We start from the raw sequence: 22,428 nt of genomic DNA on the forward strand, positions 1-22,428 counted from the left end.
TAAAACGATAAGAATGAGGGAAAATATCATGGCTGAAGCTCCAGCGAAAAAGCTCACCGTTTCCGCGACGGAAGTGGCGGTCGAGATCGTCAACATGAACAAGTGGTACGGCGATTTCCACGTGCTGCGCGACATCAACCTGAAGGTCATGCGCGGCGAACGGATCGTCATTGCCGGCCCGTCGGGCTCGGGCAAGTCGACGATGATCCGCTGCATCAACCGCCTGGAAGAGCATCAGAAGGGTCGCATCATCGTCGACGGCACCGAGCTCACCAACGACCTGAAAAAGATCGACGAGGTGCGGCGCGAAGTCGGCATGGTGTTCCAGCACTTCAACCTCTTCCCGCATCTGACGATCCTCGAAAACTGCACGCTGGCGCCGATCTGGGTGCGCAAGATGCCGAAGAAGCAGGCCGAAGAAGTGGCCATGCATTTTCTGAAGCGGGTCAAGATTCCGGAGCAGGCCAACAAGTATCCGGGACAGCTTTCCGGCGGTCAGCAGCAGCGCGTGGCGATCGCCCGGTCGCTATGCATGAACCCGAAGATCATGCTGTTCGATGAGCCGACCTCCGCACTCGATCCCGAAATGATCAAGGAAGTGCTCGACACCATGGTGGGGCTTGCCGAGGAAGGCATGACCATGCTCTGCGTCACGCATGAAATGGGCTTTGCCCGCCAGGTCGCCAACCGGGTTATCTTCATGGACCAGGGCCAAATCGTCGAACAGAACGAACCGGCCGCCTTCTTCGATAACCCGCAGCACGAACGCACCAAGCTGTTCCTCAGCCAGATCCTACACTAAAGCGCGTCGCGATCTTTCAGATTCGCTCTTCGCGCTTTAGGTCTTTGTTTTTACGCATGTCGTTGTCGCAAAAACTGCTGCATAGTTTTGCGCGACATGCTTTAGATCGAATCATCCTTTGAAAAAGACCCGCCGAGCCGCTGGCTCGGCGGGTTTTGTATGTTCAGCGGGACGCGGTCGCCTGCAGCAGACTGCAGAGACCGGCAAGGCCGGAATCACCGCCGGAGGCGGAGATGTCGGCGCAACGGACGAGCATCTTGCGTTGGTCATTGACAGGCATGCTGCGGAAGGCCTCCAGGGTACGTGCCCGCGACGCGCTGAGCGTGCTGCCGGGCGCAGCCCTGGCATTGCTGCCGCCAGCTTCATCCACCCGGCCGATGGCGAGATTGGCATCGACCCCATTACCGGTGCCAACCGAGGCCGTGGCCTTGGCATCGATTCCGCTAGAACCGCCGACGCGTGCATTGACATCGGCATTGATGCCCCGGCCGCCGCCAGCATTGGCGGTCGCATCGGCATTGACGCCGGTCGAGCCGCCAACGGAAGCACCGGCATCGGCGCTGATGCCACTCCCGCCGCCGAGTGACGCGCCGACATCGGCGCTGACAGCATTGCCGGCATTCACCGACACGCCGACATCGAGCGCACGCGCATCGCTTGCCGGCATGACAAGGAGGGCGCAGCTGGATGCGAGCACTGCAAGGGATAGTGTCTTGTGATAACGGGTCATGTTTTCCTCCGTTTCCATTCTGCCGGACGATCTGCCCGGCAGTCGAAAATCGAGGAACGCGCGTGCCTTCGATCGATCGGACGCCTGCAACTCCAGGACGTCCATGGCAAGGCAACGTGAAGGGATGACGAATGTTTCACGAGACGGCGCGGCAAGTCGGTTCGGTAGCGTGCGATGATGTTTCACGGTTATTGAAATACGAATTATCTGACAGACTGTGCCAAAAGCGAACATATATCGCAGCGGCTAGAGAGCCGACGGAGTATTTCCTCCCCCATTGCGCCAGGAAACTTAGAGCCAGCAAGCAAATCTCAGTTCGCGATACGATTGGCGGCGAACAATCCATTTAGAGCGTTCTCGCGCAGATCGACTACACCCTTCCCCCCAATTGACTTTTCCACCTCCGATTTAGATTGCTAAAAATAACTCCCCTTCCGTCTGGATATATCAGGCGGGAAGTCCATGTTTCAGCTTGTTCTCATCTGATGGAACTGGAGGTTTAGAATGGGCATTTTCGACAAGATCAAACATGCAATTTTCGGAGAGGCGAAAGCAGCCGAACCGGTTGCTGCCGGCGCGCCGAAGACAGAGCCGGCGCAAGCGCCTACCTCACCGTCGGCAGCGCCCAGTCCTACGCCTGCGGCCCCTGCCCCGCAGAGCAAGCCGGCCCCCACGGCCACTGCTCCAGGCACAGGCACAGTCGATATCGTCCCGATCCTTGACGCGGCAGTGAAGAAGAGCGGCCAGAAGCTCGATTGGCGCCGCTCGATCGTGGACCTGATGAAAGCCGTCGGGATGGATGCAAGCCTGACCGAGCGCAAGGAACTTGCCGCTGAACTCGGCTATACGGGCGACAACAACGATTCCGCAAAGATGAATATGTGGCTGCACAAGGCGCTGATGAAGCGGCTTTCGGAAAATGGCGGCAAGGTACCTGCCGATCTCCTGGATTGATCGATGACGGATGGCTGCCGCCATGTCTGTGGCGGCAGCTATGCGATTGCTGTTCCGCCGAGGTCACGGCCGATCAGACCGGAGGCCGGGAAGTCCCCTTGCCCGCAGGCACTGGAACGAATAATGTTCCGCTCGATACTTCGATAATCGATCAGGGGGAATTAAATCCGATGAGATTGATGGTAGTCGTTGGTCTTGCACTTAGCCTCGGCTGTATATCGGCCGCAGAATCTCCTTCAAACTATCATTCCTACAGTGGCATTCGGGTCGATACTGACCCGGCGCTCCTGGCTCGATACGATAAAGCGCTTCAACGCTGCGTGCCGGAGGCAAGCTCATGGCGACGAGGCTCGCCGGACCCGCGAAGCCTGCATTACAATGCGGCTCTCAGAAGTTGCCTCTATAGGTACAGCTTCGTCGACAGAGGTGTCTACGCGTACCCTATCCCCCAGGTCTACTTCGATCATTTCCTGGATCGCTGAGAAGAGACTGGCCCTTCAGGCCCCATCAAACAAAAAACCCGCCATTTTGGCGGGGATGTCTTCAACCGAGATGCTGCGACCTCTGCATAATTCCTCAAATCGGAAAGACGCGCGGCGCTAGTCAGCGTTTGCCACCAGTTGGTGGACGACCCTTGCCTGCCGGGCGATTGCCGCTTCCGGACGAGGTCTTGGCGTCGTTGCCCTGACCGAAGTTGGTGCCGCCGAGATGGCCACCGCCGCTGGTATTGGCAACCTGGCGCTGCGCTTTGCGCAACAGTGCCTCTGCATTGGTCTTGCTCATGAAAATCTCCTCAATGGCTGGAAAACCCAGCCGGAATGCCGCCACTGACATCCGCGGTCAAAGACCGAAGGCATATGAGGCAGCGACGATGGGTGTTTGGCGGAGGCTTGCGTCGATCAAAGAATTGCCTGCGTTCATGACGATTCCCCCTCAACCGGCATGACAATCACCCTCCGGCGGCTGCCGGACGGCGCAGAAATCGATTTTGAAAGGAAAGATCAGCTGGGACGCCAAGGGCGCAAACCAAGCTCGACAAGCAATTTCGATAGAAGAATCAATAGGACGGCAATGTGTTTAAAACAAGTTCCGGCCACCTGGTTGTGTAAGCATTGCTTCGAATTGCTGCCCAATCGGACAAGAGGGCAATAGCCCTAAGCATTTTAACAATCCAGATAATCCGATCGAAAGCTGCGCCTGACAAAACAACAACTTAAGATTTCAACGGAGAAACGAGATGTCACGGCTTTTGGTAGGATCGATGGTATTGGCCTTCATCGCGGATATGGTGATGAACATCGTGTTGTGGCTTGGAGGATTGGACACCGTGGTTTCGGTGTCCTCTGGAGCAATGGAGGTATTCGCGGGGACAATGGGCGAAGTCCTGGTCTTTTGGTTCTTTGCTTTCGCGGCTGGCTTTGTGTTCCTCTGGGCGGGTCGAAAATCTCCGGTTCCCGTGTTGAGCATCGTCGCATCATTCCTTTCGGTGTTGATCATGGTAACGGCGGCCCTAATTGGAGCCTATCATCCGTCCGAGAAGCACCCCAAGATCAATTCAGATCTGCTCCGCAGCGCTTTGACGTAGATCGGCTTGATCACTCTGCGACTGCATAATTCCTTCAATTGGACTCGACCTCCCCGTTCAGTTGCCGACAGTTTTGCGAAACCATCTGCGGATGATCATGCTGCGGGCCCGGTTGGAACGCTTCTTGCAGAGTTACTAATATGTTTATGATGCAAGGACCAAATGTCATGAATCGGTACACATCGCATCAGTTTCCCGCACTGAGGATCCTCATGAGCGGCCAAGATAAATACAGCGTCGTCAGGACCCTCGGCGACGCAGCCACCATGCTCATTTCCGAATGGCCTGGGGATGATGGCGAGGAGTATGTCGTGGCAGTGAGGACATGCCTCGACGCCATCCGCGGCACCACGCCTCCAAACGCTGCGCGGGAAGCGCTGATGAGAGCGGCTGATGAAGCCGGCATCCGCTACCTCTCGGTCGTTCACTGAGATCACTGCCCGGATCCGGCAACACGCAATAGGCGCGCAGCCGACGCTGATCGCCGAAGCCGAATACACCGCTTGGACGGATGACGGAAAGCTGCAGCTTGCTGCGTATAAGGGCTGGGGGAAGTGCGGGATAGCACCGGGTTCCATGAGCCCTCCCAGATTGAGCCGCGGCAGTGAGCGGAGAGATCCCCAACCTCACCCGACTGTCGAGATTGCATGGACTTTCATGTCATCTCGAACTTCATAGAACTTATCGCCGTCGATATAGATAAAGTGGCAATTTGGCTTTTCGCCTTTACCGTTGGAACAAGCTTTATCGCCCCTGAACGTGAGTTTCGTTTTCACGTCGATCATTTTGCCGCCGACATCCGCCTTACCGGTAATGGTGCCCTTCTTCCAACTCCATACGAGATCAGCGGTCACGGGCTTTTCCAGATCGAGAATTTCCACCTTTACATGCTTGCCATCAGCAAACGCTTTGAACTCTTCCATCGTGACCTTCTTGGCCCCTGCCGGGAGATCGGCGGCATAGGAGTTCACTGCCGACAGCAAGAGTGCCGCCGAACCAACGCTCGAAAGGATGTTTCTCATGTTTAGGCCCCTAAAGATTGACGGCCAAATTACAACCCATCGGGCGAAACGACATCCCACCTATTGTGATTAGCTGCCCATACCGCAGGCTGAACTCGCCCCAGCGCGAAAGGGCAAGCGCTGGAGATGTCATGTCCGACGGGTATCGTTCTGAAATCAAGGTGCGGTCTTAGCTTCTCCGGTCGCGGGTTTTCTCTTGATGCAACGGAACCCGACATGGCTGGTGGAGGTGTCCTCCGGCTCGGCGTGACGAGCCGCCGGGCGATAACGACGGCAGTAGTTCGGAGCGCAGAGATGCGATCCGCCCTTCAGCACGCGCCGATGGATGCGTATCTCGGGCTGGCGGGGGTCGAAGCTCGCCTCGGCATCGCCGCCGCGCGGGTTGCTTGGAATGCAGCACGAATGGCTGGCAGGCTCCGGATGGCGTGTCGACCAGTAGTCGGACGTCCACTCCCAGACGTTTCCAATCATGTCGTGGAGGCCGTAGCCATTCGCTGGAAACCAGCCGACGGGTGAGGTGCGCTCATGGCCTTTCGGCTTTGTCGTCGTCGTGGGGAAGATGCCTTGCCAGGTGTTGGCCATGGCGACGCCGTCCGGCATGAATTCGTCGCCCCATGCATATTCCGTGTCGTCCGAACCGCCGCGCGCTGCGAGCTCCCACTCCGCCTCGGTCGGCAGGTCGAGGCCAGCCCAGTCGGCGTATGCCTTGGCGTCGGACCACGCGACGTGGACGACGGGATGATCGAGCTTGCCGCGAAGATCGCTCAGGCCGCCGAGAGGCCGCCGCCAGGTCGCGCCGAACTTGAACGTCCACCACTGCGAGATATCGGGACCATTCACCGACTTCGGCCGGGTGAACACCAGCGATCCCGCCCTCAGCATCTCCGGCAGCGCGCCGGGATAGTCCTTCGGATCGGGCACCGTCTCGGCGACGGTCACGTGTCCGGTCGCCTTTACGAATTCCATGAACTTGCGGTTCGTGACCGGTGTCCGCTCTATCCAGAAGCCGTCGACCTTCACCGGGTGGGCCGGCGCCTCCTCCGGATAGTGGTCGTTCGATCCCATGGTGAACGTACGGCCCTCGATCCACACCAGATCGTCGGGCACGTGTTCTGCTCCGAATGCCAAGGCCATTGCCGCCTCCATGGTATGACCGCCGAGCATCGCGCGGCGGGTACCCGCTCAGCTCAACCATATCTGCATCCCTATTTGGCCATCAAGGAAGCCGCTCCCGTAACGGTCGCCCTTCAATGACCGACCTCATCGACGCTTTAGGACGGATGACAAGCTATTGCCGTTCGTTGACAAACTCCGACTGGCTTTGAACTGATGGTGCCGCGGGAACCGCGGCATCACAATTCACCTGACGGTCTGTTCGAATAGTGCGAGAGTCGCTTGTCGACCCATCGCGACCATCCAAGTCCACCCGCTAGAAATGGATAGCGAGCCCAACGATCGGCCCTTGCTGCACGGCGTCGAAGACGAACCCGTCGTTGCTGTAGTTAACCCCCAATGCCCGGTACCCCGCGACCGCGGACACCGTCTCGTTGAATTTGTAGCCGAGGGCCAAGGCGACGTCCCAGTCGATATCCGCGCCGCCTGCCCCGACCAGTCCCCATCCGGTCATGTAGATTTCCGGCGTAAAGAAGTAATTGCCCCGGAAACCCGCGATGCCATCGACCCAGGTATCACCATCGTCGCCCTCCACGCCGTCGAGCAGCCCACCGTTGAATCCGATGGTCGTGTCGACCGACCAGACCCTGATGCCCCCGACGATATCAAGGTGGCCGGACGGACTCTCCAGCACCGAGTAGCCGACACCGAGCAGGCCGGCAAACGTCTTCGAGGTGACGTCGACACTGTCGGCCAGGATGCCGGCAGGCGTGCTCGCATCCGCCCCGAGTTTGGTATAGATGACATCGCCGAAAATGCTGAAGCGGTCGTAACGCGCCTCGCCTGCCGCCATGAAGGCAAAGTCGAGATTTGACAACAGGTCGCTGAAGTCGGCGTCCATGTGGACCTCGGGCAATCCGAACTGTGCGGTATCGCCGGAGATACCGGCCGCCCAGAAATAGGGGGCGACCGTGAAGGTCCACCCGCTTGAGCTTTCCACCTGCTTTGCATCGGGCGTCAGCGGCGTGATGTCGGCCGTCCTCACAGGTGATGCAATTGCAAGCGCGGCGCAGACGGTGGCGATATAGATGGCTTTCATGTCCTATCCCTCAATCAGCAAGCGAGTGCGAATCCCGCCTGACAGTTCCCCCAAAACAAAATATTCCAGATAACTAATAAAATTATAAATAAATTTCCATTACACAAGCGCGCATAAATTGTGTGCCGTCGGTAGCAATCACTGCTTTTGGCATTCCTGCGTCGAATGTCCCGCGGCACAGGCCGTTGCCGCCGTGCGGGCACGCTTGTCGCCACCTATCAGCGCGTTTGCCCTGTCCCCATAATTCTCTCTTGTATTCTGATCGACGACCGCGACCGGGGCGGTGAGGATCAGACCGGCGGCGTGACCTGCTGCCGCGGCCGTTCCGATCGTCGCATCGAGTATGTGGTCACCCAGCCCCACCTTGTCTTCGCTCAGCGTCTGCCCGTCGGAAATCCTGGAACCGATCAGCCGAACGATCTCGGGAGATTCTGCAAACTTCGTGTGGTGGAGACGGTCGCCCTGCTTGACCTTGGTGAGATCGATCACGCTGATCTTGTTGATCTCCAGTTCTTCCTTGTAGGGCGATTGCTCCGGATCGATCGCGCCGAGGCGCGACACATCTCCCCAAACGCGGCGCGAGACGGCAAGCGCCCGGTCGTCTCGTGATACGAACAGTGTGAACTGCGGGTGCTGCTTGCCCATATCCACGATCTGCTGGCTGAACACGTCGACATCGACGTCGGGTGCGGCGAGAATGACGTTCCTGAACTTCGCCGGCAGCCTGCCGTTGCGAATGGCCATCTGACGCAGTGACTCCAGTGTCAGCCAGTTCCCCATCGAATGGGCGAGGATGGAAACCTCCTTCACCTCTTTGTCGCGGGCCAGGTACTGAAACAGCGTTTCAAGCGCATTGCGGGTGTAGTTCGTACTTTCCCGGTCATAGCCATAGGCAAGCAGGCTGCCGCGCGATGGCCATGTGACGAGAATGGGCGCGCTGTGGACGCGGGAATCATGGACGATCTGGGCAAAGCGGTAAACGGAATCTTCGAATCGCGTGTTGAAACCGTGGATGAACACCAGGACGCTTCCATCCGGTGTCTTGCGCACGCTGGCGCTGAGCCAGGATTTTGCGGCGTCGATATCTATCTCCTTGGCCTTCAGCGTCGCGAAATCCCTGGAAGGATTCGGAGGCAACCTTCTTGGCCATGCGACACTTCCCACCTTGCGGGCACTGTCAGGTGGGATGGAGATAGTCATTTCCGCAAAGGTGGGCTTCAGCGCACGTTCGCCCGAGAACATCTCGCCGGGAACGGTCGAGCGGCTCCTGGTCGTTGCGACAAGGAGGTTCACCCGGCTCAAACCAGGTGAAGAGGTATCGGCGATCGGCGTAAGGACCCCTTTGGGATGGCCACCGCAACCAGAAAGAAAAATGAGCGAAATGCAGAGAATCACCAGGAGGTTGGTAGGCAATTCGTTGATCCCCATAGGTGCCCTTTGCTTTCAGCAGTAATAGACACCGACCGCGCATCGCCTGACGGTGCGTCGTGCAACACCTGCCACGCTGACGGGCGTGAGGGGCCGCCCGACACGCGCCTCGGCCGGCGTAAAGATTCCCGTCATTCCGGGGACCGCCAGCCGCTCGCCGAGTTCAAGACCGGACATGGCCACAACGATGGTCAGCAACAGGATTTTGATTTTTTGCAACGAGGTCATTTGCTGTCTCCCTTGGCGAAGCGATCCGGAAGCTCATCAATGTCCACGAGCTTTTCCAGCTCGACTTTCTTTGCATCCGTGGTGTTCTTGAAACTGTAGTCTTCGGCAACGACATCGGTGCCTGTTTTCCAGTCGCTGATCTGGATGCTGTATTGCGGTCCCAGATCGACCTGCGTGGCGGTGATCACGTATCGACAAGGATATGGTTTTTCGCCTTGCGCGATCCATAACTGCCAGTCGAGTTCCTTGGTTCGGAATGCAAGATGATCGCATTCAACGCCGCCAATCACGCCGCTTCCGAGATCCTTGACGTCAACAACGTCGCGCATCAGTTCGTCGTAGACATTGGGCAGCAGGAGATCGGCGCCGGGAACCGGGCGGTGAAGTTTATCCCGCATTTCATCGACGAGATGATCGATCGTGCCGGGCAGATCAGCCTGAGTATAAAGATTGAGATGTTTTCCAAGGACCGTCGCCGTCTTGCCATCAAAGGTCATCTCGACATCGGCAAAGCCACCGGTGCGAGTAACGCGGAGCTTGTCGGGTCGGCCCATCTCCACCTTTCCGGAACTTGCGAGCAGTAATTTCTGGTGCTCGGTGGTGACAATCTCAAAATTGGTGTCGTAGGCGAATGAAATCGCCTTCTGGGCCGAGAGATAGTCGGACATCGCCTTGACGAGCTTCCTGGCATCGGGCTCTTCGGCACGGGCGGCCAAAGGTGAGATCAACGTGACGGCCAGCGCAAGCGCTACGGACGATCGCCAGTTTGCCGTCAGGCAATGCTTGCAGGAGAGTTTTACCATCGACCTGTGCTCCTTGCGTCTTGGTGGCGAGCGAAGTCAAACGTGTCGGGAGAGGATGGAGATCGCGATCCAAGGATGACCGCCTCATTCGCCCCGCCCCTTTGTCCTGTTGCATCAGCTATTGTGCGGCAAAGACGAGCTCGGCGCTCGTAACATCGGGTATGCTCTGTAGTACACGCACCGTAAAGCAGATACGGACAACGCCTGAGGGTTGTGGGATCAAAGACCTGACCCGACGGCCGAAACGGTGGTTGCGGTTCGACTGCTTATGGCCAGTCCCGCCTTTCGGATTGCGGCGCTAAACCGCTCCTGATCCACGGGGCGGACGTTTCGGGACTGAAGTTCCGCCGCTAAGTTGGGCAGGAAGTCCGGGCGCATTTCAACGAACTTTGCGCCTTCGCGCCGTGCCTCAGCCTCAAATCCATTCTCGGCATAGATAACCGCGGCAACGAGGTGGAATAGCGGGAATTTCTGCAAATCGGCCTGTCTGATTTCCGCGACCGCCGTCTTGCCGTCGTTCAGCATGAACGCAGCAAGCGCTCGTGTCCCGTGATAGTAACCGCCGCCACCCGGATTGAGAACGATGGCCCGCTCAAGAAGTGCTGCCCCGCGAGCCCAATCCCCGCCCATCGCCACGCGTGTCCCGAACTCTCCAAGCAGTTCCGTGTCGTTCGGGTTGGTTGCGAGCGCCAGTTCGCCAACGCGTAAAGCCTCATCCAGCTGCTGATTGAAGAACAGTGCCATCATCAACGCCTGATGCGCGCGCGTGCTGCCGGGATCAAGCTGGATTGCGCGCCGCGCGGCGACGAGGCTACGCTCGATTGGAATGGACGATCCCCGCCGCGCATTGAAGTCGAACCGATCTTCGTCGAGGTAGACGATCGACAGCATCGCCCATGCGGTCGCGAACGACGGATAGCGAGCGACCGCACTTTCAAGGCAATCCCTGACCTGCCGATGCCGTTCCGGACTCAACTCGGTTCGATAGGTGTAGAAGCTTAAAGTGCAGGCATAGGCGCCGAGATCGTCGGGAGGTTGATTGGCGACATCTTCCTGCGCGATAACTCCATAGGGTTGAGCAATGGCCGTCGCCACCCTGTTTGCGACGTCTGCCTGGATCGCGAACAGATCGCCCGAACCCATGTTCTCGTCATAGATCTGCGACCACAGGATTTCGCCGTTGTCCGTATCAAGCAGCCGCGCGGTAACCCGCATCTTGTCCCCCGAAATACGCACTCCTCCCATCAACAGATAGCCGGCACCGAGTGCGTTCCGGACGCGAGAAGCATCGACTTCGGGCGACAACGATCTGGACGTCTCACGGCCGAAGACCTTGATCTCCTTGAAGCGTGGCAAGGCTGTGAGAAGCTCCTCGGTCAGGCCGGCCGAAAAAATCTCCGCCTTAGGATCCTCACCAAGATTCGCAAACGGGGCAACGACCAGACTTGCCGTATGCATTTCCGGCATCGCCGTAGGATTGCGGGCGAAAGACGGTGATCCGCTTTGCATCTGATACAGGAAGGTCGATATCAGAGCTGGAATCAACAGACTGGCGACAAGCCACCTTCCATACCCTTGAAACCTGCCAATACCGACTGGTCCATCTGCGGGCGCAGATGCGCCAACGGAAGACTTGGTGTCTCCAGGGCTGCTCCAGACGAACGTTGGAACATACCCCCCTTTCGGAATGTCCATTCGAACAGGATCATCCTGTCCGGCTACAAGATAGTAGCGCTCCAAGCTTTGCCGCAGCCGTCCCGCCCCGATCCGCACGACCGGGTCGTCCTGCGAGAAGCCTTGGGAGCGCTTGAACACCTCCACCGCAACGGAATAGCCCTTGATGCGCTTGGCGTTGCCTGCCAGCGTCTCCTCTGTGATGTACCGCAGGAAATCGGCGCTACGGCCAGTGTGGGGAAACTCCGGATTCGCGATGATGCGCTCAAGCTGCCTGCGAATATCATCAGGTCCGGGAGGCGGTCGCGTGGAAGGTCGTGCAGCATCGGCTGCCATCGCATTCTGCATGCCATGCTCCTCACCGCTCTTGAGGGCGCCACTACCAGAAATTTTATTAGTGTAATCTACTTCACAAAGTCATCCGCGTCCACGGAGATGTCGTGGACGCGCCTTGGCGTTGCCTGCACGGCAGATGCGGGCTTACCGTGTGTTACCGTTAGATATGTTGCTTTTTGCAGTGCCCTGGCCAGGATGCAATCGGCGGTCGACATCCCACCCGCCGCTCATCAAGGGGGAGGTATGACGGTGACACGGCAAAATCGGGATGGCGTCGTCAATAGCCGCAGACTTGCCGCATGAGCGCATCGACGATCGTCCGCAATTGTCCTCAGTTGCCTCGCACTTGCTTCGGCGGTCGGAATGATCGTGCGGCATCGGCTGCCGCATCAGGGTGAAGGCGCTGCCGCGTAGTTACTGCCGTTGTTACGGTAACATACGTTGATTGTGGATCGCGGTGAGCGATCATCGCGGACGTCCGCCCCCGTCGCGATGGGCGCGAAGCCGTCGTGCCCACCATTGGCAGCCACCATACCGGTCCGCGCCGCGACGTTATCCAGGAGGAGAAATTCCATGTGCCGTCGAAATGCGTTGCACTTTTCTCGCGGCGCGCTTGCCGCGCTGGGTTTCACAGCTTTGACCGGGTTGGGCTGTCCTGCGGCATTCGCGCAGGCGGTCACGGGAGCGCCCGGAGCGACGATCACCCTCGACGGCAAGCAACTTCCGCCTCCCCCACCGAATTTCGGCGGCGTCATCAAGGAGAAAGCCTCGGAGTCTCAACCTTGGTGGGCGCCGCGCGTCGTGCCGCCAAAGGGTGCGCCGAACGTATTGCTGATCATGACGGACGACCAGGGATTCGGTGCACCCAGCACCTTTGGCGGCGTCATTCCCACCCCTGCAATGGACCGCATTGCAAACCAGGGGTTGCGCTTCACCAATTTCCATTCGACGTCACTTTGTTCGCCGACACGGGCTGCTTTGATTACGGGGCGAAACCACCATTCGGTCGGCGCCGGGGTCGTCGGCGAAATTGCGACGGGCTATCCGGGTTATGATTCCATCATCCCGATCGAGAAAGGCACCATCGGCACGATCCTCAGGGAGAATGGCTACGCGACATCGTGGTTCGGCAAGAACCACAACACGCCTTCCTATCAATCGAGCCAGGCAGGGCCGTTCAATCAATGGCCAACGGGTATGGGCTTTGAATATTTCTACGGTTTTGTCGGCGGTGACGCCAGCCAATGGCAGCCCAACCTCTACCGCAATACGACTGCGATCTATCCCTTCGAAGGAAATCCGACCTGGAACCTGGAAACGGCGATGGCCGACGAGGCCATCCACTACGTGAAGCAATTGAAGGAGATTGCCCCCGAGAAACCTTGGCTTGTCTATTACGTCCCGGGCGCCACCCATGCACCGCATCACCCCACACCGGAATGGGTCAAGAAGATCAGCGACATGCACCTCTTCGACGAAGGATGGAACAAGCTGCGCGAGACGATCTTCGCCAACCAGAAGCGGCTCGGTATCATGCCCGAGAACGCGCAACTGACGCCGTGGCCGAGGGAACTGCCGGAATGGGATAGCTTAGGCCTGGAAGAGAAGAAACTCTTTATCAAGCAGGCAGATATCTATGGCGCTTATCTCGCCTATGCCGACAATGAAATCGGCCGGGTCATTCAGGCCGTCGACGATCTCGGCGAACTCGACAATACGCTGATCATCTATATCGGCGGCGACAATGGCGCGAGCGCTGAAGGCATGCTGAACGGCACGCCGAACGAGTTCACCACCTTCAACGGAATCCCCGTGCCGGTGAAGGACCAATTGCTTTGGTATCCGTTCTGGGGATCGGAACGAACCTTCCCGCATTTCGCCGCGGCCTGGGCATGGGCGATGGACACGCCTTTCAAGTGGGTGAAGCAGGTGCCGTCGCACTTTGGCGGAACCTCTCAAGGTGTGGCGATGTCCTGGCCTGGCCATATCGATGACGTCGGCGGCATCCGTCGCCAGTTCCACCACGTCATCGACATCGTGCCCACGATCCTCGAAGCGACCGGCATCCCGACGCCTCAGACAATCAACGGCATCGAGCAACGCCCCATCGAAGGGGTCAGCATGATGTACACATGGGATAAGGCAAATGTCGACGCTGCCACCCGGCACACGACGCAATATTTCGAGATGCTCGGCAACCGCGCCATCTACGACAATGGCTGGGTGGCTGCGACGACGCCGGCGACCCGTCCATGGGAGTTGAGCACTGCGACGCCTCCCGACGTCATCAGCGGCTACAACTGGGAACTCTACAACGTCAACGATGATCCGACCCAGTTCAACGACCTTGCCGCCAAGATGCCGGACAAGCTCAAGCAGATGCAGGATCTCTTCTATTCCGAGGCGAAGAAGTACAACGTCCTGCCATTGGACAATTCGACGCTTTCCCGCTGGAACACGCCGCGCCCGAACCTGACTGCCGGACGAACCGAGTTTGCCTACTCGGGAGAACTCAGCGGCGTGCCGCCCAGTGCAGCGCCGAGCGTCTTGAACAAGTCCTATACGATCACGGCCGAGGTCGAGATACCCGAAGGCGGCGCGGAGGGCATGATCGTCACCGAGGGCGGCCGGTTCGGCGGCTACGGCTTGTTCCTCAGCAAGGGCGACTTCGGCGTCGGGCGAGGCAGGGTCGTGTTTCTCTACAACCTTCTCGACCTGAAGCGCACCATGTGGGAAGGGCCTGAACTGGAACCCGGCAAACACGAGATCGTCTTCGCGTTCAAGTCCGATGGTCCAGGCCTGGGAAAAGGCGGCACAGGCGTGCTGTCGGTGGACGGCAAGGACGTGGCGACGAACTCGGTCGAACACACGATCCCGGTCACCTTTCCGGAGGATGAAAGCTTCGATGTCGGGCAGGATACGCGCACCGGGGTCGCCTTGGTCGAGTATCGGTACGACGCTCCGTTCAAGTTCACCGGCAAGATCAACGAGCTGACTTTCAAACTCGACCAGTAGAAGCGAACGAGGGTCTCCGACGCAAGCGCCGAGATGTTCAAGGAGCCGACATGCCTGAAACCATGCGAGCGAATTCCAAGCTCCTGCTTTCGGTGACGGGCGTGGTTGAAGCAGCCACGGGCCTGGCGTTGCTGCTGGTACCGGCTCTTCTGATTGAAGTGCTGCTCGGGGCAGCGCCAGATACCCCTGTCGACATGACCGTCGCCCGTGTCGCTGGTGCGGCAGTGCTCGCCTTGGCCGTCGCCTGCTGGCTTGGGCGGCACGAAGCGGGAGGCAAGGCCGCCAGAGGACTGGTATCGGCAATGCTTCTCTATAATGTTGCCGTCACCGCAATCCTGGCATTTTCCTGGCTCCGTCACGGCATTTCCGGCATCGCGTTTTGGCCAGTTGTCGTGGGGCACGTCGGGCTGGCCGTCTGGTGCGTGGCGTGCGGATTGGCGTCACCGCGCATCGCAGACCGTTAGCTGGCTGTCATCGATATCCTCATGTTCACCTGCCGCAATCTGCTGGCAACCTTTACCGTGTCGTTGCAAAGCAGCCTTTTTCCCGCAACGCAATTGGCCAGATTGCACCCGCTGCGGTCATTGCGCGATATCCGAGAAGTCGCTCGTCTGCATCGTCATTTGTCATACTCAGAGATGATGTGAGGCGGTAGCGAGACGATGACTGCTTTCGTGTTTCTCATGCCGTGGAGAGAGACTTCGGTCATGGAGGAACGTCTTCGATTTGTCGCCCGGCTGCTCGAGGGCAAGGGTATGAGCGATGGGTACCGAGGCATATTCGCGGCGGTGGCGCTTGAAATGCTGCGCAATGGGTTTGGTCGAATCAGCTACGGTCATGCCCCCATTACCATCTCGATCAGTACGAATTGGTAAGGCGACGCTGCCCAAAATTGCGAAAATCACAAAAAATGTCGATTCCGCCTTAGGCGAGAGGAATCCAGTCACGCCCCCCTGGATTTTTCTAATGTTTTCAATGGATGCGTTTCGCTGTAGTTGCAGAAAGAATAATTCTCGGCATGCGGGACCTTTATACTGCCGTAATTTGGGCGACTCGAATTTCCGCAAATATTTCAAAATGTAACTTCGGAGTGATCGGGATAATGTGGCAGCAATATGGCTATGTTTCTCAAGCACTTACTGTCGCGTTGCTGTTGCGCCTTCCAGAATGTCGCCCTATAACCCGCCGCCGTAACGCCTGATTAACTAAAAATAGTAACCGGCAAAGACAACGCTAAGGTTGAGGAACAAGACCATGACGACATACTATGTAGCGACGACTGGCAGCGACAGCGGTAACGGCAGTACCACTTCTCCCTTCCGCACGATCAGCGAGGCGATGTCGGCGAACCTTAGGCCCGGCGACGAGGTCGTGGTGAAAGCAGGGACCTACAACGAGAGCATCAACATCGACAAGGACGGCTCGGCGGCAGGCGACATCACGCTGCGCTCGGAAGTGCCTGGCGGGGCGCTGATCCGGCCGCCCGCGGGCTCGTGGAACGCGATCAGTGTCAACGGCAACTACGTGACAATCGACGGCTTTGACATCGGCGGCGCCAAAGGCGACGGCATCGAAGCGAACAACGTCCACCACGTCTCAGTTCTCAACAACAAGGTCCACGGCAGCGGCGAGTCCGGCATCCAGTTCAACCAGTCGGACTTCATCAAAATCGAAGGGAACGAGACCTACAATAACGCATCGACGGGCTGGTTCTCGGGCATCTCGATCTACCAGAACCGGAACATCACCGGCGATACTTCGACGGACGGCTACCGGAATATCGTACAAAACAACATCTCGCATGACAACGTCACGAAGTCGGGTGCGCACACCGATGGCAACGGCATCATCATCGACGATTTCCAGAGCACGCAGACGAGCGGTCATCCGAACTACACGTTCAAGACCCTGGTCGACAACAACCTCGTCTACGAAAACGGCGGCAAAGGCATCCAGGTTACCTGGAGCGACTCCGTCACGGTGCAGAACAACACAGCATACCACAACAATCAGGACCCGCTGAACGACGGCACCTGGCGCGGCGAGCTCAGCAACTCGGCGTCGAACAACAATACCTGGGTCAACAACATTGCTGTAGCGGACCCATCGGTGAACAAGAACAACACTGCGATCGATAACACGTCTATCGGCGGCGCCAACAACAACGTCGTCTGGGCCAACAACATCACCTACAACGGCACGGCCGGCCAGGCATCGGTCAAGACCGACGGGGGCAACGCGATGCCGAGCACGGCGAACGGCAACAAGCTCGGCATCGACCCGCATTTCGCGGGAGCAGCGAGCGACAACTTCCACCTCGGCTCGGGATCGGCAGCGATCGACGGCGGAACCGCCAAGTACGGCGTCAGCTCGGCCGATCTGGACGACCACGCTCGCGTCGTTGGAACTGTCGATATGGGTGCCTACGAATCGGGCTCCAGCCCGGTATCGGGAACACCAACCACGCCGACGCAACCGACAACCCCAACCACGCCCACGGAACCGACAACGCCGACCACGCCGACGCAACCGACAACGCCAACGGCGCCGACAAAGGAATTCATCGGCACCAACGGTGACGACATCCTGCCACACACCGGCCAGTCCAACGGCGGCAACGAAACCTTCAAGGGTCTCGGCGGTAGTGACGTGTTGAAGGGCGGCGCCGGCGCGGACGTGCTCGACGGCGGTACTGGCAATGACACGGCCAGCTATGCGGGCTCCGACGCGGTCAACGTCGACCTGGCGACTAAGGCCGCATCGGGCGGCCAGGCGACCGGTGACAAGATCGCCGGCATCGAAAACTTGACCGGCTCAAGCTACAACGACGTACTGACCGGCGGCAACGGCGGCGGCAACGTTCTCACTGGCGGGGCTGGCGCGGACAAGCTGGACGGCGGCGCCGGCAATGATGTCCTCATTGGTGGTGCCGGAAAGGACATTATGACCGGTGGCATCGGTGAGGATTCGTTTATCTTGAAGGCACCGACGGAAACCGGGTCCGGCTTGAACCGCGACGTCATCACCGACTTCCAGCACGGCGTGGATAAGATCGACATCTCGGCGATCGATGCGAATGGCTCTGCGGCGGGCAATGGTACCTTCCATTTCCAGGCACAGGAGAATGCCTTGTTCGATCACAAGGCTGGCGCGCTCGCTTGGCACTACGACGACAACGCCGGATCCGCGAGCGATCTTACCGTTATCCAGGCCGACATGAACGGCGACGGCATTCATGACTTCGAGGTTCAGCTGAAGGGCCTCGTCCACCTGGGGGCAGGCGATTTTCTCCTGTAACGATAGCGTTGTGGCGGTCGTCCGATCGCCACAACACGCTGGCCGCAAAAGTCGGCTACTTCGGCGCGCGGATGAGGGAGCCCCATCCGCGCGCTGCGATTTTTCGACAGGCGTCAGCCGGCCTTTCGGGCCGGCTTTGCGTAAACCGATAACTCGTCAGAACGCCTCACCTCCCGCCATCAGGCGTATCGACGATCGTAGCGCGAATAGAATCAACTCCGACGAATTTCAGGCTGACAGGTCGCCAAGGACCTTTAGAATATGCTCTCGGATCGCGATGGCCGTTTTTCCCGGTGATGCGGAGGTGACGTCGAGCACTAATGTGTTTGGGTGGAGTGGATCGAAAACCCCCGCCCTCCGACTGCGATCCCTCGAGGCTGCACATCCGTGGATTTCAACCTTTGGCGTCGCTCGGGGTTCGAAACCCGGCGAGCCAGCTCCTCTTCATCACAGCAATCGCACCGGCACCAAAACGGCGTCGCAGCCTTCGGCAGCACCGGCGATCTGTTGAAAGGTACGAAGGCTCCGCTCGTCACCCTCCAAGCCGGCATGCGTGAAAATGAAATTGGCGGACGGCGCGTAAGCGGTGATTGCATCAAGGACGGTTTGTCGAACTGGACCTGTAAACTCCCATATTCCCTTTGGAAGCGGGGCCGTTCCATCCTCATCCAGCAGACGCAGAATCGGGTTGTTGACCCAGTGGTTGTCGACAATTTTTGCCGAAACCATGGCGCTCAACTCTTTCGCGATGGTCAACTTCCCAACGCCCGGGAAGCCTATGAGCACGATGCGGACACCCATCTTTCGCGACACCTACATAGTTTTCGTTGATAATCATATCGCCCGAAGACATGGCCGTAAATGCATGTTCCAATCGGATAGACGGTCCACGGCCCAGAAGCTTCGTTTTACGGAAGCCGCTCTACCTGTTTGGCGAAAGGCATGCTGCATGGATGGACACTTGAAAAATGGCGACCCCTGCAGGAATCGAACCTGCGACAACCTGCTTAGAAGGTCGCTGGCAGGCGGGCGGATCGTTTCCGATGGTTTCACTACGTTTCCAAGTCGCTGATTTTGTTGACTTATTCAGAATTGCGGAGCATTGATTCCGCTTTCGGCGCAGACGGTTGCGCGATTTTCAAGCGGGCGTTGACCAGTCCGTCGCCCAGTTTGAAGAGGAGGAGTCCTTGTCCAAGCGAGCAATGACGACGGAAAAAATTGATGCGCTGCCGCGGCGGAAGGGTGAGCGTTATGAAGTGGCCGACCCCGGATGCGACCGCCTGTGGCTTCGGGTCGGCGCACGCGACATCGTCTTCGTCCTGGCGGTGCGCGTGGAGGGGAAGCGCGACCCCACCCGGCTCAAGCTCGGCGTCTATGCCGAGACGACGCCCGGTGGTGACGGGTCGGCGTCGGCGGATGCGAAGCCGGGGCCGCTAACACGGCTGACGTTGGAGCAGGCCAGGGAGAAGGCCCGTCGCTGGAACGCCTGGATCAAGGCGGGCCTCGATCCGCGCGCGGAGGACGTCCGGCTGCTTCTGGAGGCCGCGACACGGGCCGAGGCGACATTCGGCAGAGCCGTCCAGGAGTATTGCGCGTACATGCCGACGCGTGAGAAGAACAAGTCGGCGCCGGATCAGATCAAGACGTTGGAGCGCGAGCTGCTCGATCCCGAGCTCAATCCGTTCGTCGACGTCCCCATGGCCGAGATCGACGACGACGTCATCAAAAAGATCGTGATGGCGGTTCGGGACAGGCCCGCCCGGACCTCGGCCTTCAATCTGCTGAAACTCATGTCGACCTTCTTCAACTGGATCTACGCCGAGAACAGACGGCGCTACTATCTCGGCCCGCTCAATCCGATGGCCAACGTCAGCGCCAGGCTCCTCGGGATCGGGCGGCGCGACCGAGAACGCTTCCTCAGCGAGCCGGAGCGCGCGGCCTTCATGAGAGCCGCCGTTGCGACGCCATATCCCTATGGTCCCGTCTATGTACTGATGATGAAGACGGCCCAGAGAGAGAACGAGGTGGCCGGCATGCGCCGGTCGGAGCTCGACATCGTCAACCGGCTGTGGACGATTCCCAAGGAAAGGTACAAGCAGGACCGCCCTCACGCCGTGCCGTTGACCCAGTCGACGGTCGCCGTCATCCAGGCAGTGCTGGACGAGCTGCCGGAAGGACATGGAGACTGTCTGTTCAGCAACGACAACGGTCAGACTCCCATCTCGGACTTCAGCCACCCGGTGGCCGAGTTCAGGAAGGTGGTGCTCGAGGAAATGCGCAAGGTCGATCCGGGCGCCATGATGCCACCGTGGCAGCTCGAGGACACCCGCCGCACGGTACGAACCAACCTTCCGAAGCTCAAGGTACTCCACGAGCATTCGGAAGCGCTTCTCGGGCACGCCAAGGTAGGGCTGAACAAGACTTACAATCTCTACGAGTATCTGCCGGAACGAAGGGAGGCCCTCGAACGCTGGGATGCCGATATCGATCCGGACGGGCCGAAGACCGGCGCCCGGCGCTCCGGCGGGCGCCGCCGATGCTGACGCGCGAGGAGCTCCATCACCTGGTCTGGACGGCGCCGTCGACGAAACTGGCCCGCGGACTGGCGGTCTCCGACAGCTACCTGAACAAGGTCTGCCGCACCCTCGCCGTCCCCCGCCCCCCTCAGGGCCACTGGCTGAAGCCGCCGGCGGATCGCGACGCGCCGACGCCGCTTCCCCCGGCGCCGCCGGGCACGCCGGCGGGCTGGCAAAAGGGCAGGAGGCGGGCCCATCGCCATGCGTTCCGGTCGGGCGTGTCGGAAGCCGACGTCGCCACCCTCCTCGACCGCGCGGCCTGCTTCTTCGCCGCCGCCGACGTCGACGACGGCGGAACCTATCTGAGGCCACGCGATCGGTGGCTCGTCGACCTGACGACGACGCGCTCCGGCCTTCCCAAATGCGTGAACTTCGCCGGCGAACTGTTCCTGGCTCTCGCGGCACGGGGCCTGCGGGTCGGGATCGCCTCCCCGAGCGAGGTGTTCGTCCGCGTCGATGTGGAGCGACGGCAATCAGGCGCGGGACGCACCTACAACGCGCGCAACCGGACTTGGTCGCCGCTGCGCCCGACCGTGGTCAACGTCGGAGGCTTCCCGGTCGGCCTGGCGATCGTCGAGACATGCATCGACAGGCAGATGCACTACGTCGGACGTGGACGGTTCGTGTCGGAGGACGAATACGCGATGCTCGGTCCGGTGGAACGCGCCGGTCATACGTTACGACGTCGCATGCACGTCGGAACCGGCCTCCTAAGGCTGATCGCCTACTCGCCGACAATCAAGCACGACCTGAGACTGGAATGGACGGAAACGCCGAAGGCGCCGCTCCAGCGCCGCATTGAAAACATCATCGACGAGATCGAGGCCACGGCGTCACGATTTCTCGAGCCGGACGCCGGGGCGTCGCCAGACTGACCTCGCGGGCGTCAGACCGGCTTCGGCACGTCATGTTCGACGCGCGGTCGAGCGTGCGCCGTGGCGAGCAAGATGCCGTGCCGGTTCCGCTCACGACAGGCGACCGATCATGCATCGCTGCCAATCGATCACCAGGCCCATGCCCTTCGAGGACGGGCTCAAACAGGAGGAAACACCATGATCACCGAACGTTGCGACGGACTGGGCTTGTCGGACCCGGCCAGGAGGTCGGCGGCGCCCGGCCCGAGGAGCTTCGCCGAGCATGAAGTCGCCTGTTTCTGGGCGGCGTGTGGGGAGACGCCCGATCATTTCGGGACTCTTTTCAAGATTCTGCTGTTGACTGGCGTTCGCCCCATCTGCGCCACCGGCGCGCGGTGCACCGACGTCGACTTCTCGGAGCGGATCTGGAACCTCCCCGGCTGGCCCTATCCCTTGGCCATGCCGCTCACTGCAGAAGCCGAGCGCCTGCTACGGAACGTATGCCGTGATCGCGCGCGACAGGACGAGCGGTTGTTTCGGCCTGGCCGAGGCGGCGCGATCTCGGCCGCCGCGCTGGCCAGGGCCCGCTCTTCGCTCGCCGAGACGATGGACGACATCTGCCGGCGAAACTTCGCGGGACGCACCATAGCGCCCTGGGGAATCCGCGCCCTGCGTTTCACGGTAAGATCCTGGTTGAACTACGACAGGGGCCGCGACTTCGCCGAACTGGTGCTGGGACAAACGAACGATAGATCTCGAAGGCTGTCGGAGTTCTGTTGCAAAATCCCGGTCCGTCGCGACGGTCTCCAAGCATGGGAGACGGCCGTCATGGCCATGGTCGGAGGAGACGTGACGTGATGGGCCTCGACATCGTCTTCATCCGCATCTCGCGGCGCTGCCTTCGCGCACAGG

21 protein-coding genes and 1 pseudogene are annotated in these 22,428 nt (G+C 59.5%); 12 read left to right on the forward strand and 10 right to left on the reverse strand.

The annotated features are described in order from the left end of the window. Positions 1 to 28 precede the first annotated feature (28 nt). Positions 29 to 802 (forward strand): amino acid ABC transporter ATP-binding protein, encoded by a 774-nt coding sequence (locus BS629_RS31370; RefSeq protein ID WP_003559021.1) that lies wholly within the window; start codon positions 29 to 31, stop codon positions 800 to 802. 163 nt (positions 803 to 965) lie between these two features. Here BS629_RS31370 and BS629_RS31375 read toward each other — a convergent pair whose 3' ends face one another. Continuing rightward, complete coding sequence (locus BS629_RS31375) at positions 966 to 1,637, reverse strand: hypothetical protein (protein ID WP_018241872.1); 672 nt, start codon at positions 1,635 to 1,637, stop codon at positions 966 to 968. A gap of 399 nt (positions 1,638 to 2,036) precedes the next feature. Here BS629_RS31375 and BS629_RS31380 point away from each other — a divergent pair, with 399 nt between their 5' ends. Both BS629_RS31380 and BS629_RS31385 read left to right on the forward strand, forming a co-directional pair. Beyond that, positions 2,037 to 2,486: a DUF3597 domain-containing protein gene (locus BS629_RS31380; RefSeq protein ID WP_018241871.1), complete on the forward strand. Its 450-nt coding sequence runs from the start codon at positions 2,037 to 2,039 to the stop codon at positions 2,484 to 2,486. Between the two features lie 170 nt (positions 2,487 to 2,656). Further along, positions 2,657 to 2,968 carry a hypothetical protein gene (locus BS629_RS31385; protein WP_018241870.1) on the forward strand — a complete coding sequence of 104 codons (312 nt, stop codon included), beginning with the start codon at positions 2,657 to 2,659 and terminating at the stop codon, positions 2,966 to 2,968. A 121-nt stretch (positions 2,969 to 3,089) separates the two neighbouring features. Here BS629_RS31385 and BS629_RS31390 read toward each other — a convergent pair whose 3' ends face one another. Further along, a complete protein-coding gene (locus BS629_RS31390) occupies positions 3,090 to 3,269 on the reverse strand; it encodes a hypothetical protein (RefSeq protein ID WP_018241869.1) in 180 nt (59 codons plus the stop codon). 454 nt (positions 3,270 to 3,723) lie between these two features. Between BS629_RS31390 and BS629_RS31400 the strand changes: the two genes are divergently transcribed. Both BS629_RS31400 and BS629_RS31405 read left to right on the forward strand, forming a co-directional pair. Beyond that, a complete protein-coding gene (locus tag BS629_RS31400) occupies positions 3,724 to 4,071 on the forward strand; it encodes a hypothetical protein (RefSeq protein WP_018241868.1) in 348 nt (115 codons plus the stop codon). Positions 4,072 to 4,211: 140 nt separating this feature from the next. Further along, positions 4,212 to 4,502 (forward strand): DUF982 domain-containing protein, encoded by a 291-nt coding sequence (locus tag BS629_RS31405; RefSeq protein WP_018241867.1) that lies wholly within the window; start codon positions 4,212 to 4,214, stop codon positions 4,500 to 4,502. A gap of 195 nt (positions 4,503 to 4,697) precedes the next feature. On the opposite strand, the gene BS629_RS31410 is transcribed toward BS629_RS31405, so the two are convergent. From BS629_RS31410 to BS629_RS31440, 7 genes are all read right to left on the reverse strand, one after another. Next, positions 4,698 to 5,093: a hypothetical protein gene (locus tag BS629_RS31410; RefSeq protein WP_026188381.1), complete on the reverse strand. Its 396-nt coding sequence runs from the start codon at positions 5,091 to 5,093 to the stop codon at positions 4,698 to 4,700. Between the two features lie 156 nt (positions 5,094 to 5,249). Next, on the reverse strand, positions 5,250 to 6,227 hold the full coding sequence (locus tag BS629_RS31415; protein WP_018241865.1) for a formylglycine-generating enzyme family protein: 978 nt from the start codon (positions 6,225 to 6,227) through the stop codon (positions 5,250 to 5,252). A gap of 295 nt (positions 6,228 to 6,522) precedes the next feature. Then, the gene (locus BS629_RS31420) at positions 6,523 to 7,305 is read right to left on the reverse strand and encodes a hypothetical protein (protein WP_018241864.1); all 783 of its coding nucleotides are present in this window, start codon (positions 7,303 to 7,305) and stop codon (positions 6,523 to 6,525) included. Positions 7,306 to 7,443: 138 nt separating this feature from the next. Next, positions 7,444 to 8,733 (reverse strand): alpha/beta hydrolase, encoded by a 1,290-nt coding sequence (locus BS629_RS31425; RefSeq protein ID WP_018241863.1) that lies wholly within the window; start codon positions 8,731 to 8,733, stop codon positions 7,444 to 7,446. 15 nt (positions 8,734 to 8,748) lie between these two features. Then, positions 8,749 to 8,961: a hypothetical protein gene (locus BS629_RS31430; RefSeq protein ID WP_018241862.1), complete on the reverse strand. Its 213-nt coding sequence runs from the start codon at positions 8,959 to 8,961 to the stop codon at positions 8,749 to 8,751. Further along, positions 8,958 to 9,764, reverse strand: coding sequence for a DUF2092 domain-containing protein (locus BS629_RS31435; RefSeq protein WP_018241861.1), 807 nt, complete (start codon positions 9,762 to 9,764; stop codon positions 8,958 to 8,960). The genes BS629_RS31430 and BS629_RS31435 overlap by 4 nt, the downstream gene beginning before the upstream one ends. A gap of 219 nt (positions 9,765 to 9,983) precedes the next feature. Next, positions 9,984 to 11,786 carry an adenylate cyclase gene (locus tag BS629_RS31440; RefSeq protein WP_018241860.1) on the reverse strand — a complete coding sequence of 601 codons (1,803 nt, stop codon included), beginning with the start codon at positions 11,784 to 11,786 and terminating at the stop codon, positions 9,984 to 9,986. A gap of 561 nt (positions 11,787 to 12,347) precedes the next feature. Between BS629_RS31440 and BS629_RS31445 the strand changes: the two genes are divergently transcribed. The 4 genes from BS629_RS31445 to BS629_RS31460 all read left to right on the forward strand — a co-directional run bounded on the left by BS629_RS31445 (position 12,348) and on the right by BS629_RS31460 (position 18,086). Next, positions 12,348 to 14,789, forward strand: coding sequence for an arylsulfatase (locus BS629_RS31445; protein WP_018241859.1), 2,442 nt, complete (start codon positions 12,348 to 12,350; stop codon positions 14,787 to 14,789). A 50-nt stretch (positions 14,790 to 14,839) separates the two neighbouring features. After that, the gene (locus BS629_RS31450; RefSeq protein ID WP_018241858.1) at positions 14,840 to 15,253 is read left to right on the forward strand and encodes a hypothetical protein; all 414 of its coding nucleotides are present in this window, start codon (positions 14,840 to 14,842) and stop codon (positions 15,251 to 15,253) included. Between the two features lie 243 nt (positions 15,254 to 15,496). Beyond that, complete coding sequence (locus BS629_RS31455) at positions 15,497 to 15,664, forward strand: hypothetical protein (RefSeq protein WP_245268226.1); 168 nt, start codon at positions 15,497 to 15,499, stop codon at positions 15,662 to 15,664. A 379-nt stretch (positions 15,665 to 16,043) separates the two neighbouring features. Then, positions 16,044 to 18,086, forward strand: coding sequence for a choice-of-anchor Q domain-containing protein (locus BS629_RS31460; protein WP_077988722.1), 2,043 nt, complete (start codon positions 16,044 to 16,046; stop codon positions 18,084 to 18,086). Positions 18,087 to 18,314: 228 nt separating this feature from the next. On the opposite strand, the pseudogene BS629_RS31465 reads toward BS629_RS31460, so the two are convergent. Continuing rightward, positions 18,315 to 18,887, reverse strand: a pseudogene (locus BS629_RS31465) (DEAD/DEAH box helicase family protein). Between the two features lie 386 nt (positions 18,888 to 19,273). Between BS629_RS31465 and BS629_RS31470 the strand changes: the two are divergent. The 3 genes from BS629_RS31470 to BS629_RS31480 all read left to right on the forward strand — a co-directional run bounded on the left by BS629_RS31470 (position 19,274) and on the right by BS629_RS31480 (position 22,374). Continuing rightward, positions 19,274 to 20,629 carry a tyrosine-type recombinase/integrase gene (locus tag BS629_RS31470; protein ID WP_143529709.1) on the forward strand — a complete coding sequence of 452 codons (1,356 nt, stop codon included), beginning with the start codon at positions 19,274 to 19,276 and terminating at the stop codon, positions 20,627 to 20,629. Continuing rightward, positions 20,623 to 21,537 carry a hypothetical protein gene (locus BS629_RS31475; protein ID WP_077988724.1) on the forward strand — a complete coding sequence of 305 codons (915 nt, stop codon included), beginning with the start codon at positions 20,623 to 20,625 and terminating at the stop codon, positions 21,535 to 21,537. Before BS629_RS31470 ends, BS629_RS31475 begins: the two co-directional genes overlap by 7 nt. Before the next feature lie 177 nt (positions 21,538 to 21,714). Next, positions 21,715 to 22,374, forward strand: a complete 660-nt coding sequence (locus BS629_RS31480) for a site-specific integrase (protein WP_077988725.1) — start codon at positions 21,715 to 21,717, stop codon at positions 22,372 to 22,374. The last annotated feature ends 54 nt before the right edge of the window (positions 22,375 to 22,428 follow it).

Origin of the sequence: Rhizobium leguminosarum bv. viciae USDA 2370, from assembly GCF_002008365.1 — a bacterium.
Classification (GTDB): Bacteria; Pseudomonadota; Alphaproteobacteria; order Rhizobiales; family Rhizobiaceae; genus Rhizobium; species Rhizobium leguminosarum.